The sequence below is a fragment of the Olleya sp. KKT75 genome (assembly GCF_055635485.1).
This window is the reverse complement of the sequence record NZ_CM145759.1, coordinates 264,280-278,273: the sequence shown is the minus strand read 5'-3', so window position 1 is coordinate 278,273 and position 13,994 is coordinate 264,280. Positions and strand designations below refer to the sequence as shown.

At 33.4% G+C, this 13,994-nt stretch carries 11 protein-coding genes; 10 read left to right on the top strand and 1 reads right to left on the bottom strand.

Going from position 1 to position 13,994, the window contains the following annotated elements; genetic code table 11:
* Positions 1–96 precede the first annotated feature (96 nt).
* Together ACZ2G2_RS01280 and ACZ2G2_RS01275 are read left to right on the top strand one after the other, a co-directional pair.
* A complete protein-coding gene (locus ACZ2G2_RS01280; protein WP_281847552.1) occupies positions 97–579 on the top strand; it encodes a DUF4878 domain-containing protein in 483 nt (160 codons plus the stop codon).
* On the top strand, positions 580–1,215 hold the full coding sequence (locus ACZ2G2_RS01275; protein ID WP_101203022.1) for a YiiX/YebB-like N1pC/P60 family cysteine hydrolase: 636 nt from the start codon (positions 580–582) through the stop codon (positions 1,213–1,215).
* A gap of 11 nt (positions 1,216–1,226) precedes the next feature.
* Here the strand turns inward: ACZ2G2_RS01275 and ACZ2G2_RS01270 are convergent, their stop codons facing one another.
* A complete protein-coding gene (locus ACZ2G2_RS01270; RefSeq protein WP_470393573.1) occupies positions 1,227–2,480 on the bottom strand; it encodes a carboxypeptidase-like regulatory domain-containing protein in 1,254 nt (417 codons plus the stop codon).
* A gap of 132 nt (positions 2,481–2,612) precedes the next feature.
* On the opposite strand from ACZ2G2_RS01270, the gene bshC reads away from it, so the two are divergent.
* From bshC to yidC, 8 genes are all read left to right on the top strand, one after another.
* The gene (gene bshC / locus ACZ2G2_RS01265; protein WP_470393571.1) at positions 2,613–4,214 is read left to right on the top strand and encodes a bacillithiol biosynthesis cysteine-adding enzyme BshC; all 1,602 of its coding nucleotides are present in this window, start codon (positions 2,613–2,615) and stop codon (positions 4,212–4,214) included.
* 3 nt (positions 4,215–4,217) lie between these two features.
* Positions 4,218–5,591, top strand: coding sequence for a pyridoxal phosphate-dependent decarboxylase family protein (locus ACZ2G2_RS01260; protein WP_282069543.1), 1,374 nt, complete (start codon positions 4,218–4,220; stop codon positions 5,589–5,591).
* Between the two features lie 80 nt (positions 5,592–5,671).
* The gene (gene guaA, locus ACZ2G2_RS01255; protein WP_090839192.1) at positions 5,672–7,204 is read left to right on the top strand and encodes a glutamine-hydrolyzing GMP synthase; all 1,533 of its coding nucleotides are present in this window, start codon (positions 5,672–5,674) and stop codon (positions 7,202–7,204) included.
* Between the two features lie 146 nt (positions 7,205–7,350).
* Entirely contained in the window at positions 7,351–9,300 is a 1,950-nt protein-coding gene (locus ACZ2G2_RS01250) for a PBP1 and LysM peptidoglycan-binding domain-containing protein (protein WP_470393568.1), read from the top strand.
* Between the two features lie 50 nt (positions 9,301–9,350).
* Entirely contained in the window at positions 9,351–9,878 is a 528-nt protein-coding gene (locus tag ACZ2G2_RS01245; protein WP_245741115.1) for a DUF922 domain-containing protein, read from the top strand.
* The gene (locus tag ACZ2G2_RS01240) at positions 9,878–10,120 is read left to right on the top strand and encodes a DUF3820 family protein (RefSeq protein ID WP_470393566.1); all 243 of its coding nucleotides are present in this window, start codon (positions 9,878–9,880) and stop codon (positions 10,118–10,120) included. The genes ACZ2G2_RS01245 and ACZ2G2_RS01240 overlap by 1 nt, the downstream gene beginning before the upstream one ends.
* Positions 10,121–10,299: 179 nt before the next feature.
* Complete coding sequence (locus ACZ2G2_RS01235) at positions 10,300–11,916, top strand: CTP synthase (protein WP_101203015.1); 1,617 nt, start codon at positions 10,300–10,302, stop codon at positions 11,914–11,916.
* An 82-nt stretch (positions 11,917–11,998) separates the two neighbouring features.
* Positions 11,999–13,903, top strand: a complete 1,905-nt coding sequence (gene yidC, locus ACZ2G2_RS01230) for a membrane protein insertase YidC (RefSeq protein ID WP_470393563.1) — start codon at positions 11,999–12,001, stop codon at positions 13,901–13,903.
* Positions 13,904–13,994: the final 91 nt, after the last annotated feature.

Sequence of the window (13,994 nt, the reverse complement as noted above, 5' to 3'; positions counted from 1 at the left end):
CTAGTAATGAGCAACTAAGAAGCGGGTTTAAGCTAGTAGTCATTTGGTTATTAATGGTAATACGCTATATTTACATAAACAAAAACCAATCAAATAATGAAAACACAAATTTTTAAAACGTTTCTAGTATCCTGCTTTTTTATGTTAACAGCTTGCGGTGGAGGCGGACCAGAAGGTGCAGCAATTAACTTTTTGGAAGCAATGTATTCAGGAGATTTTGAAACAGCTAAAAAATATGCAACTACAGATACAAAATCGATGTTAACCATGTTAGAGTCGTTTGGAGCTAAAGATCAGTTTGCAGATAAAATGAGCGAAGCAGATATTGATTTTGAAGTTGTAGAGACTAAAATTGATGGTGATAAGGCTGTGTGTACTGTAAAAATGACAAGTAGTCAAGAAGACAGTGACCAAGATATGCCAATGAATCTTGTAAAAGAGGATGGTAAATGGTTAGTTAGCATGGATAAAGAATCTATGAATAAAGAAGGTATGGGGCAACAGAACAAAGAAACAGGTAACCCTGATATGGATTCTGATGATGATGACATGTTTGAAGATAATGAAGCTGCTGAGTAAATGATAAAAACAGCTATTAAAATTATACTAGTTATTAGTGTTGTTTTATTGGCATATAAATTTTTAAAAGACGATTCAAACAGACCGTATGAATCGTCTTTTTTGTATAAATTAAATGCTAACGAAAAATCAAAACTCCAAAGTGGAGACATTATTTTGCGTCGTGGTTATGGCTTAGTCAGCACTATGATATTAAAAATGATGAATGAAGATTATGATGTGACACACCTTGGTATGGTTGTTAGACAAAATGATACTTTAAAGATTGCACATGCTTTATCTAGCAGTGTGTCTAATCAAGATGGTTTAAGATTGCAGGCAATAGATTCATTTGTGCATAACTCTCATAATCGCACAATATTAGTCACACGTTTAAAAAATATAGATTCAGTAAAACAAGAAAAAATTGTAAATCAAATAGGGTATTACTACAAAAAGCAATTACCCTTTGATCATAGTTTTAATTATAAAGATAGCACAGAGCATTATTGTTCCGAGTTAATTTGGCGTATTTACGAGCATAATCTAAAGATTTTAAAAGTGTCAGATACACTTACTGATGTACAAAAGTATAATACGCTTAAAACATTTTACGACCCTAATTATTTTGATATCATTATTAATCATCAAGAATAATTAAGTCTAGTTTACCCTCTTTTTAATTGTTTGTCAATTTTATTAATGGCATTTTCAATAGACTTTTCTGGTTCAATAATATTATACTCTCCCCAGAAATTGGGATCAGAAAATCCCGATGCTTGATTTTGTAAAATAGAATTTGGTCTAAGTTTTTTACTTTGTTTTAAAGACAGCTTTGTGTCATCCATATTCCAGTCTGTAATTGCCATTTCGCTTTGCAGGGTGTATTTACTATTAAACCAGCGGTTGTCCCAATTAATTTTAAAGGTCAATAATATGTTACTATATCCAAAGTACCATTTGCCATCTTTTGTTCTGTAATTTACACGATAGGAAGCTTCAGTAGGATAAACGGTAGCTGTCTTTGGTTTTTTTCTAACAAAAAGTTTAGATGCTGCTTCACGATTCTCCACATTTAAATTATAAACAGCACTAGTCAGTGCGTAAGTCGTGGCGTCTATATATAGTTTACCATTATACATTGGGCTAGTAATGTTCTTTTTCTGCTCAAAATGGATTACATATACCAATCTATTATCAATCTGTGTGTTTTGTCCAAATTTAAAGTTATAATTAACCATGGTATTGTCGTTAAATATATAGGCAGGGTATTTTATCACATCTGTATATAAACTACTAAAAGGGCCTCCTTGTAATTTTAAAGCGATAGTATCAAGTCTAGCATAATCTGTGCTTTTTCTGGCTTTTATTAATGTTATTTCATCATTTTTTTTAGAGTTATAAGCGACTTTATTTATAGATACTACAGCTTCGGATAATGATGCGTTTCTGTTTCGTTTTTTTATGGTTTCACGATAAAAACCAGTCATGTTTACATTCTCCGTAAAATAATTATCCCCTTTTAAATCAAAGGTTTTCTTTACTAAAGCTTCGGCATCTGTAGGTCTAACTAAATCAATTTGGGCAAGTACTGTTGGTGCTTGTGATAAGTAAAACTTGGTGTTATCTTTAAAATCAGATAAAGAAAATTCTAATTTTTGATAACCTAAATATGAAATTGTTACCGTATTTTGAGCTAGATTATCGGGTACTTTAATGCTAAATTCTCCTGCGTTATTAGTAATGGTGCTAATGTTAGAGTTGGCTATGGTTAAATCTGCCAATGCAAGGGGTTTATTAGTGTTTTTATCCAAGACTTCACCTTTATATTCTTGCAGGTTTTGTGCAAAACTAAGCACGCAACTCATTAGTATTAGAAAAGTAATAATTGGCTTAAGACTTATATTCGTTAAAGATTTCATATTATATAGCAATTAGGAGTTAACCCTAATAATTTAATCAAAAACTATCATTTTTCAGTAAGGTTTTATGTTAATTTTAAGACAAACTAAACCCTAAACTGCCTTATCTTTACGCAAGATTCATCTGTAATTATGCCAACACACTGTATTTCATTTAAAGACACTGGATATTTTTCTCAATTAATTTGCGATTATTTAGCGGAAGCGGAAGCGTTAAAACCGTTTTATAATAGATTTCCAAATATTCAGAATTTTAAAGCCCAAATTAAAGAAAAGCAAGAGACGTTTAGTAATGACAATAGAAGTGTATTAGTTAATGCGCTTCAAGAACAATATAAAACACTTGATACGTCTGAAGCTACAAACACTAATATTAAGTTATTAGCAGATAGTAAAACATTTACTATTACTACTGGGCATCAACTTAACTTGTTTACTGGTCCTTTATATTTTTTACATAAAATTATTTCGACCATAAATCTGACAAAGGAATTAAAGGTTGCTTATCCAGAGTACAATTTTGTGCCTATTTATTGGATGGCTTCGGAGGATCATGATTTTGAAGAAATCAATTATTTTAATTTCAGAGGAAAAAAAATACGTTGGAATAAAGAGGCGTCAGGAGCAGTTGGAGATTTAGATACAAAAGGTTTAAAAGAGGTATTTGAATTATTTACTAAGGAACTAGGTATTGGTACTAATGCTAAATATTTAAAAGCACTATTTGAAAACGCGTATTTAAAACACGATAATTTAGCTGAAGCCACACATTACTTAGCAAATGGGTTGTTTGGAGAGCAAGGTTTAGTTGTTATTGATGCTAATAAAAAAGCGTTAAAACAACTGTTTATCCCGCAAATCAAAACTGAGTTATTTAATAACACATCTTTTGAAGCTGTAACCAAAACCTCAAAACAGTTAAGTCAAGTTTCCGATAATTATAGCATACAAGTTAATCCAAGAGAGATTAACTTATTTTACATTACAAAGGACGTTAGAGAGCGTATTGTTTTTGAAAACAACACCTATACAGCCTTAAATACAACTGTTGTTTGGAGTAAAGACCAGATAGAAAAGGAGGTTAAAGATCACCCTGAACGTTTTAGTCCAAACGTTATTATGCGTCCATTATATCAGGAGGTGATATTGCCAAACCTGTGTTATATTGGTGGAGGAGGAGAGTTAGCGTATTGGTTTCAGTTACAAAGTAATTTTGAAGCTAACCACGTGACGTTCCCAATCTTATTACTGCGTAATTCTGTTTTAATAAAAACAAAACAACAAACGGAAAAGCTTGATAAATTAGGTATTTCTGATAAAGATTTATTCTTAAAACGTAATAGTTTTATTAACAAAAAGGTAAGAGAGATTTCAAATATAGATATCGATTTTTCTGAGCAAATCAAACATTTAAAAGCACAGTTTAAGGATTTGTATGCGTTAGCAGAACAAACAGACCAGTCTTTTGTTGGTGCAGTAGCATCTCAAGAAAAGAAACAAATCAATGGATTAGAGCATTTAGAAAAACGTTTACTTACAGCTCAAAAACGTAAGTTAAAGGATCAAGTGGCCCGCATGACCGCTTTACAATACCAATTGTTTCCAAATTATAGCTTGCAAGAACGAAACACCAATTTTTCAGAATTATATTTAGAATTTGGTTCGGAATTAATACCTCATTTAATTAAAAATTTGAAACCTTTGCAAGGTCAATTTTTAATTGTTGAATTATAAGTTATGCATAAAATAGATTTAGATTTAGTCGAAATGACGCTAGACGTCATGAAATATACCATCGATCGTATTTCAAAAACGGAAGACGTAATAGGTAAACCGCAAAAAGCTGAAACATTAAAAGCGTTAGTCGGAGAAACTGTAACGGATAAAGGTATTGGTGGAGAGACTGCTTTTAATCTATGGAAGCAACATTTAATGCATGCTAACGTAAAAATAGATCACCCACGTCATTTAGCATTTGTACCAGCAGCGCCCACAAGAGCGTCTATTTTATTTGACTTAGTAACATCCGCGTCAAGTATACATGGTGCGTATTGGATGGAAGGTGCAGGAGGAATTTTTTGTGAAAACGAAGCCATGAAATGGATCGTGTCTTTAACAGGATTACCACAAGGTGCATTTGGTGTTTTTACAAGTGGTGGTACCGCAGCAAACTTATCTGCAATTGTTACTGCACGTGAGTATTGGAGAAGTTTAAACAACGACAATAAAAACAGAAAAGGTTTAATAATCACATCTATCGGCGCCCACTCTTCTATAAAAGCTATGGCTAAAGTGGTTGATGTAGATGTTTTATTAGTAGATACGGAAGACCGTTTAAAAGGTGCTGCATTACAGCAAACTATGGACGGTTTAACAGTACACCAGAAAGAACGTTTATTTGCAGTAGTAGCAACAGGAGGAACTACTAATGCAGGTATTATTGACGATTTAGAGGGGATTGCAGCTATTTGCGAGAAGGAACACTTATGGTTGCATGTAGATGCAGCTTATGGTGGAGGTGCATTAGCAGCAGACTCGGTTAGACATTTGTTTAACGGTATTGAAAAAGCAGACAGTATTACAATAGATCCACACAAATGGATGTTCTCTCCGTATGATTGTGGAGCTGTAATATACAAGCAACCAGAATTAGCAAAAAAGGCACATTCGCAAGAAGGATCTTACTTAGATATTTTTAAAGACGAAGGTGCGCACGGTTTTAATCCAACAGATTATCAAATACAATTAACACGTCGTGTACGTGGTTTGCCTTTATGGTTTAGCTTAGCAACACACGGTACTGATAGATATAAACAAGCAGTAGAAAGAGGTCTAGAACTAGCAACCATTGCAGGGCAACTAATTAAAGATATGGATCATGTAGAGTTGGTTAGAGAGCCAAGTTTATCTTGTGTGTTATACAGACGTAAAGGTTGGGCTCCGGATGACTATAGAGACTGGACATTTGCTAACCATGATAAAGGGTTTGCATTAGTAACACCAACCAAGTGGAAAGCAGGTCAAAGTTTTGAGACGGTATCTCGTTTTTGTTTTATAAATCCTGATACTACAGAGCAAGATATTAAGGCTATTTTGGAGTCTATGAAATAAGAAAAGTAAATTGTTGAAAAAATAGTAGAAATTTAATAAATCATAAATAGTATTTATCAAAGCAATTACTATTTTTGTGCATGCAACACGACAAAGTACTTATATTAGATTTCGGATCGCAATACACACAACTAATTGCGCGCAGAGTTAGAGAGCTTAACATCTATTCCGAAATACACCCATTTAACAAACCACCAAAAAACGTAGACGATTACAAGGCAGTTATACTTTCTGGTAGTCCAATGTCTGTAAGATCAGAAGATGCTTTTCATCCTGACTTATCAGAGATTAGAGGCAAAAAGCCAATGCTAGCTGTCTGTTACGGTGCACAATATTTAGCACATTTTTCTGGAGGTGAAGTAGCCGAATCAAACACACGCGAATACGGACGTGCCAACTTGAGTTTTGTGGAAGAGGATGCCTTTTTCAAAAACATATCGGTAGGTAGCCAGGTGTGGATGAGTCATAGTGATACTATTAAAAACTTACCAACAAACGGTAAATTATTAGCCAGTACACATGATGTAAAAAACGCGGCTTATAAAATTGAAGGAGAATCTACTTACGCCATTCAATTTCATCCAGAAGTATACCACTCTAAAGATGGTAAACAATTATTAGAAAACTTTTTAGTAGCTATAGCAAATGTAAATCCAGATTGGACACCAAATGCATTTGTACAGGAAACCGTTGACGACCTAAAAGCAAAACTAGGAGATGATAAAGTCGTTCTAGGACTATCAGGTGGAGTAGACTCGTCAGTAGCAGCCATGTTATTACACAAAGCAATAGGCAAAAACCTATACTGCATATTTGTAAATAACGGATTATTACGTAAAAATGAGTTCACAGAAGTATTAGAACAATACAAAGGGATGGGCTTAAACGTAAAAGGTGTAGACGCTTCGGCACGCTTTTTGGATGCATTAGCAGGACTGAGCGATCCAGAAAAAAAGCGTAAAGCCATAGGTAACGCGTTTATCGAGGTTTTTGACCAAGAAGCAAATCTAATCGAAGATGTAAAATGGTTAGCACAAGGGACAATTTATCCAGATGTGATAGAAAGTGTAAGTGCAACAGGAGGACCAAGTGCAACTATAAAAAGTCATCATAATGTAGGTGGATTACCAGACTACATGAAATTAAAAATTGTAGAGCCACTTCGCGCTTTGTTTAAGGACGAAGTAAGACGTGTTGGTGCAAGTATGGGTATGGATAAAGACCTTTTAGGACGTCATCCATTTCCAGGACCAGGTTTAGCAATCAGGATTTTAGGAGACATCACAGCAGAGAAAGTACAAATTTTACAAGATGTAGATGCTGTCTTTATTAACGGATTACGCGACGCAGGATTATACGATAAAGTATGGCAAGCAGGTGCTATTTTACTACCTGTAAATAGTGTAGGTGTAATGGGAGACGAGCGTACTTACGAAAAATGTGTAGCACTAAGAGCTGTAGAAAGTACTGATGGTATGACTGCAGACTGGGTAAATTTACCATACGAGTTTTTACAAAAAACAAGTAACGATATAATAAACAAAGTAAAAGGCGTTAACAGGGTAGTTTACGACATAAGTAGTAAGCCACCAGCAACTATAGAGTGGGAATAAAACCTCCTTTTTTAAAAATTTTATAATAAGTTGGGCGTTACCACAAGGGTCGCGTCTTCCATTATATCTTTTTTTTGCCATATATGGCAGCAAAAAAAAGGATGCCATTACAACCGCTAACGCAGTTTGAAACGTATAAATAACATATGAGAAAATTAATATATATCTTAAGCGTAGTCGTAATGTTTGGCTGTGCTTCCGCGAAAGCGCAAAATTACAAAACGCACAAAGTACAAGTTGGAGAAACTATAGAGCAGATTGCGACTAAATACAGCGTGTCTAAATCTCAGATTTATGCTTTAAATCCGGATGCTAGAAAGGCGTTAAGAACTAACTCGGTTTTAATAATTCCAAACGGTACTGTTGTATCAAATACTACAACACTTACAGAGGTTAAAACATTAGATGGTTTTAAAAAGCATAAAGTAAAACGTAAAGAAACGTTATACAGTTTATCTAAAAAGTACAATGTAACGCAAGAGGATATAAAAAAACATAATCCAGATTTATACGCAAATAACTTACGTAAAGGAGATAAAATTCAAATTCCGCTTTACAAAATTACTAAAGAGGAAGTTGCAGTTAAGTCCGCAACAAAAGCACATACAGTTAAACCTAAAGAAGGTAAATGGCGTATTGCTTACCAATACGGTATGACTGTTCAGGCATTAGAGGATTTAAATCCAAATATGGCGGATGTATTACAACCTGGAGATATTATTCTTGTTCCAAATTTAGAGGTTCAAGACGTAAAAGTAATTGACGAAAAATACAGTTATTATACGGTATTAAAGTCAGAAGGGTTTTACAGATTAAAGCTAAAAACGGGGTTGACACAAGAGCAGTTAGAGCAATTAAATCCAGACTTATTAACTGTAGGGTTAAAAGAAGGGATGGTTTTAAAAGTACCTTTTGATGCTAATTTAGTTTCAGAAAATCAAGGAGGCGTAGCTGTAACTTCAGGATCAGAAGGCGTGACGTCTGATTTGACAACACGTAATTTAGATGGGTCAACTAAGCATATTGCAATTATGTTGCCTTTTAAATTGGATGCCATAGATTCTGGTGCAGTATCAGACGCTAAGCAATTAATTAAAAAGGATAGACTAATTAGTACATCGCTAGAATTTTATTCTGGAGTAAAAATAGCATTGGATAGTTTATCTAAATTAGGCATTAACTTAAAGGTTGATGTTTATGATACGGAAAATAGAGAAAGTAAAGTATTATCTATAGTACGCTCAAATAATTTTGATGGCGTACAAGCAGTGATTGGACCAGTAATGTCAAAAGTGTTTAATACAGCAGCAGCGTCATTAAAAAGTAGAAATATTCCTTTAGTATCTCCAATTACAAAAAAGGTAAACTTAATTGATAATGTATTTCAATCTAGACCTGCAGAAAATTTGTTACAGGAAAAATTATTAAGTCATTTTAAAGCCGATAGTACTGCTAATTTTATTATCATTTCTGATATGAAAAATAGAGCAACAGCAAATGCGCTTAAAAAGTCATTTCCAAATGCTAAGATGATTTCTTCTAGAAAAGTCACTAAAACAGGAGCTGATGCTTATTACATTATGGAAGACGATATAAATCTTGCAATAAAGGCAGGTAGAAACGTTGTGTTTTTAGAAACTGCTAATCCAGGATTTATATCTAATGTAACAAGTGTTTTAAATTCTAAAATAGATCCAAAAACTAAAAAAGAGATTGTTTTAACAACAACCGATAAAAATAACGCGTTTGAAAGTGATGAGGTCAGCAACATGCACTTGTCTAACTTAAGTTTTACTTACGGGTCAATAAACAAATCTTTTAGTGAGGATGCTAGTAATAGTTTTGCTAAACGTTACCAAGCATTGTATCATGAAACACCAAACGATTACGCGGTTAGAGGATTTGATATAACAATGGATGTGGTATTACGTTTAGTAACCTCAGACGATTTATATCTATCAGCAAATGAGTCGGCATTAACGACTTATGTAGAAAATAAATTTGCTTATAAGAAGAAGCTGTTTGGAGGGTATTATAACGACGCAGTTTATATAGTAAAATACCAAGACTTAAGGATTGTCGAGGTAAAACAATAAAAATCAATCCGGTAACGTTAAATTAATCTATGCTAAAGTATATGTTTCTTATGGTTAGTTTTTTTCTATTGCAAAGTGATGCAATGGAAGAGCTATCTTGGAGCGAACATTACAAGTTATCATGGAAAGATTTTAAGGGACAACCTAATAAGGATACAGATGCTGTTGCAGTAACAGCATCTGGTATTACTTTTAGTTATTCTATTAATAAATATAAACGTACTCAAAAAGTACAAGGTTTTAAAACATTAGTTAAGGCCTTTTTCTATCCAGAACATTCTTGGTGTAAGTCTGATCAAGTCGATATACATGTTTTAGGACATGAGCAATTGCACTTTGATATTACAGAGTTGCATGCAAGGCTATTTAGACAACGTATAGCAAATGTTAAACTACACGAAGATTTAGCACAAACACTTCAAGATATGCATGCAAAAATAGAAGCAGACTTAATGGCTATGCAAAATGCATACGATACGGAAAGCGAATATTCTATTGATGTCAAAGGACAAGAAAAATGGCAGGATAGTATTACTAAGCGTTTAAAATCTGTATCACAATTTAAATCTAAAGGGTAGTGCAACAAGTTGAACCTGACAAAGAGTTTCTAATTAAATTGGCACACACTAAAATGCCATTTGGAAAATACAAAGACCGATTTTTAATAGACTTACCAGAGTATTATGTGGTTTGGTATCATAGCAAAGGGTTTCCAAAAGGGAAGCTAGGAGAGATGCTAGACACTATTTATACCGTTAAACTTAATGGTTTGGAAGATCTAATTAGAAATATTAAAAAACAGTATCCAAAACCGAGGTAACGGTTTGGTAGAACTTTTATATATTCTGATAAAAGGTGTTAAAATAAACAATAAATTCAAAGGTTTTATCGACTTGGTTGTCATTTAAAAGCGGATTCCAAATTCTTCCAAAAATAAAACAGTAAACAGGATTAGTTTCAACTAAAAATCATAAATTTGCTAGCGTTTAACAACGCAACATGACATCAGAAACTAAGTACATATTTGTAACGGGAGGAGTAACTTCTTCTCTAGGAAAAGGAATTATAGCAGCATCTCTTGCTAAGCTACTTCAAGCACAAGGTTACAGAACCACAATCCAGAAATTAGACCCTTATATTAACGTAGATCCAGGGACGTTAAATCCATACGAACATGGCGAATGCTATGTGACTGACGATGGTGCAGAAACAGATTTAGATCTTGGGCATTACGAGCGTTTTTTAAACGTACCGACTAGTCAAGCTAATAACGTAACGACGGGACGTATCTACCAAAGTGTAATACAAAAGGAACGTAGAGGTGAGTTTTTAGGAAAAACAGTACAGGTTATTCCACATATTACAGACGAAATTAAACACAGAATCCAAATTTTAGGTAATTCTGGAGAATTTGATATCGTAATTACTGAAATTGGTGGTACTGTAGGAGATATTGAGTCTTTACCTTACATAGAAGCAGTAAGACAACTTAAATGGGATTTAGGGGATAATAACGCATTAGTGATTCACTTAACGTTAATTCCGTATTTAACAGCAGCAGGAGAACTTAAAACAAAACCAACACAACATAGTGTAAAAACTTTAATGGAAAGTGGTGTTCAGGCAGATATCTTAGTATGCCGTACAGAGCATGAGTTACCATCAGATTTAAAACGTAAACTAGCATTATTCTGTAATGTACGTGAAGACGCAATCATACAATCTATTGATGCATCAACAATTTATGATGTGCCAAATATGATGTTAGATGAAGGTCTAGATAAAGTAGTACTTAAAAAATTAGCTTTAAATAGCGATGTTCCAGATTTAACAATATGGAACCAATTTGTAAAGCGTCATAAAAACCCAAAATCTGAAATTACAATCGGATTAATTGGTAAATATGTTGAGTTGCAAGATTCTTATAAGTCAATTTTAGAATCGTTTATTCACGCAGGAGCGGAGAATGAAGTTAAAGTAAATGTAGAGTCTGTACATTCTGAGTATTTGAATGCAGATAATATTAAAATGAAACTATCACATTTAGATGGTGTTTTAGTAGCTCCAGGTTTTGGAGAGCGTGGTATTGAAGGTAAAATAACAGCAATCAAGTATGTCCGTGAAAATAACATTCCGTTTTTAGGAATTTGTTTAGGAATGCAAATGGCAGTTATTGAGTTTTGTAGAAACGTAATGGGATTAGCTGATGCTAACTCTACAGAGATGGATCCTGATACTACAAACCCTGTGATTGATATCATGGAAGATCAAAAAACAATTACAGATAAAGGTGGTACTATGCGATTAGGTGCATGGGATTGCCATATTGAAAAAGATAGTATAGCTTATAAAGTATACAAATCTCAAGATATTAAAGAGCGTCACAGACATAGATACGAGTTTAATAGCACGTTTAAAGATCAAGTGGAAGCTGCAGGTTTAAAAGCAACGGGTTACAACCCAGAAACTAAATTGGTAGAGATTGTAGAAAACCCATCTCATCCTTGGTTTGTTGGAGTACAATATCATCCAGAATATAAAAGTACAGTAGCCAATCCACATCCTTTATTTGTGGCATTTGTACAAGCAAGTTTAAAACATAGTAAGAAAAAATAAGTGTCAATTTGACACCTATTTAAAAGTGGTCGTATATTTGACTAATTAATTATTCCTTACAAATAAGAGGAACCAAACAATTATGGAAGAAAAAAAACTAGACGTTAAGTCGATAATAGGATTTGTTTTAATTTTTGCAATCTTATTATTCATGATGTGGCAAAACCAGCCAACTCCTGAACAATTAAAAGAACAAGAGGCAGAAAAGCAAGCGCAAATTGAAGCTAATAAAAAGGCTGAAGCAGCTACGCAATCAGATACTAAGGTTACTACAGCGGTAGATTATTCAATCCCAAAAGATTCTGCTCAAGTAGCAGCTTTACAATCTAAAATTGGAGATTTTGCATATTCTGCAGCAACATCTAGTTTTAAAGACAATCAATTAAACGTTAGTAATGATGTTTTAGATTTAAAATTTAATACTAAAGGTGGACATTTATCAGAGGTAAGACTTAAAAACTTTGTAGACTTTGATTCTATTCCAATCTATTTAGTAAAAGATGGTAATTCTGTTTTTAATATTCAGTTTCAAACTACAGATAATCGTACTTTAAATACTAAAGATTTATATTTTCAGCCAACAGTAACTAAAAGTGGAGACAACACTATTGTGTCTATGAAGTTAAAAACTGCTGAAAACAAGTTTTTAGAATATAATTACGTGATTAAGCCTAACCAATACATGGTTGATTTTACAATAAGATCTCAAGGTTTAGAAACAGCAATAAATACATCAAATCCAATTAATTTAGATTGGACTCAAAAAACATACAGACACGATCAAAGTATCAGTTTTGAAAACAGATACACGCGTTTAACATACCAAGCAGAAGGAGACGTTGATAAATTGTCTCAAATGAGTGAGGATGATGAGGTTGAACAAGATGTAGATTGGTTATCATACAGACAACACTTTTTTAGTTCTATACTAGTAACAGACAAGCCTTTTAAGGAAGTTGCTATTACATCTAAAAATTTAGTAGAAGACGAAGCTAGAGATTCTATTTTTACAAAGCAGTTTTCTACAAAAACAGCATTAGCTTTAAGTGGTTCTAATCTTAATAATAATCTTAAGTTGTACTACGGTCCAACAGATAGCGAGATTTTAAAACAATACGATAATAACTTAGAAGAAAGTGTTCAATTTGGTTGGGGTATTTTTGGATGGATTAACAAGTATTTATTTTTCCCATTATTTGGATTCTTAAGTTCGTTCTTACCATATGGTATTGCCATTATTGTAATGACTATCTTAATTAAATTAGCAATGAGTTTTGTACAGTACAAGCAATACTTATCGCAAATGAAATTAAAGGTGTTAAAACCAGAATTAGATGCTATTAGAGAAAAGCATAAGGATAATAAAATGAAAGCGCAACAAGAGACTATGGCGCTTCAAAATAAAGCAGGAGCTAGTCCTATGGCTGGTTGTTTACCAGCGTTAATACAAATGCCTGTGTTTTATGCCTTATTTATGTTTTTCCCGATTGCATTTGCTTTAAGACAGAAAAAGTTTTTATGGGCAGAGGATTTATCATCTTATGATGTTGTAGCGGAATTACCATTTAGTATTCCGTTATACGGAGATCACGTGAGTTTGTTCCCAATTTTAGCTGCTATTGCTATTTTCTTTTACATGAAGTTGACGACTGGACAAAACCAGATGTCTGCACCACAGCAAGAAGGTATGCCAGATATGGCTAAAATGATGAAGTACATGATATACTTTGCACCAATTATGATGCTTATTTTCTTTAACCAATATGCATCAGGTTTAAGTTTATACTACTTTATTTCTAACTTAATTAGTATCGGGATTTTATTAGTAATCAAGAATTTTATCTTAGATGAAGAAAAAATACATGCTAATATTCAGGTTCAGAAAGCAAAGCCTAAAAAGGAAAGCAAGTTTCAGCAAAAAATGAAGACGATGATGGAGCAAGCTGAAAAGCAGAAACAAATGCAACAAAAGAATAAGAAAAAATAAGAACCTAATAATTCCTTTCTTTCTAGGAAGGTGAGTTTTTGCACAGCTAAAATTCGGATAGGTTTTACAATATTAGCTGTCAGCTTTAACG

Bases quoted from the DNA above. Each gene is read 5' to 3' on its own strand.
- ACZ2G2_RS01275 (WP_101203022.1), top strand. From the start codon at position 580: ATGATAAAAACAGCTATTAAAATTATACTAGTTATTAGTGTTGTTTTA.
- ACZ2G2_RS01250 (WP_470393568.1), top strand. From the start codon at position 7,351: ATGAGAAAATTAATATATATCTTAAGCGTAGTCGTAATGTTTGGCTGT.
- guaA (WP_090839192.1), top strand. From the start codon at position 5,672: ATGCAACACGACAAAGTACTTATATTAGATTTCGGATCGCAATACACA.
- ACZ2G2_RS01245 (WP_245741115.1), top strand. From the start codon at position 9,351: ATGGTTAGTTTTTTTCTATTGCAAAGTGATGCAATGGAAGAGCTATCT.
- ACZ2G2_RS01235 (WP_101203015.1), top strand. From the start codon at position 10,300: ATGACATCAGAAACTAAGTACATATTTGTAACGGGAGGAGTAACTTCT.
- ACZ2G2_RS01280 (WP_281847552.1), top strand. From the start codon at position 97: ATGAAAACACAAATTTTTAAAACGTTTCTAGTATCCTGCTTTTTTATG.
- ACZ2G2_RS01260 (WP_282069543.1), top strand. From the start codon at position 4,218: ATGCATAAAATAGATTTAGATTTAGTCGAAATGACGCTAGACGTCATG.
- bshC (WP_470393571.1), top strand. From the start codon at position 2,613: ATGCCAACACACTGTATTTCATTTAAAGACACTGGATATTTTTCTCAA.
- yidC (WP_470393563.1), top strand. From the start codon at position 11,999: ATGGAAGAAAAAAAACTAGACGTTAAGTCGATAATAGGATTTGTTTTA.
- ACZ2G2_RS01270 (WP_470393573.1), bottom strand. From the start codon at position 2,480: ATGAAATCTTTAACGAATATAAGTCTTAAGCCAATTATTACTTTTCTA.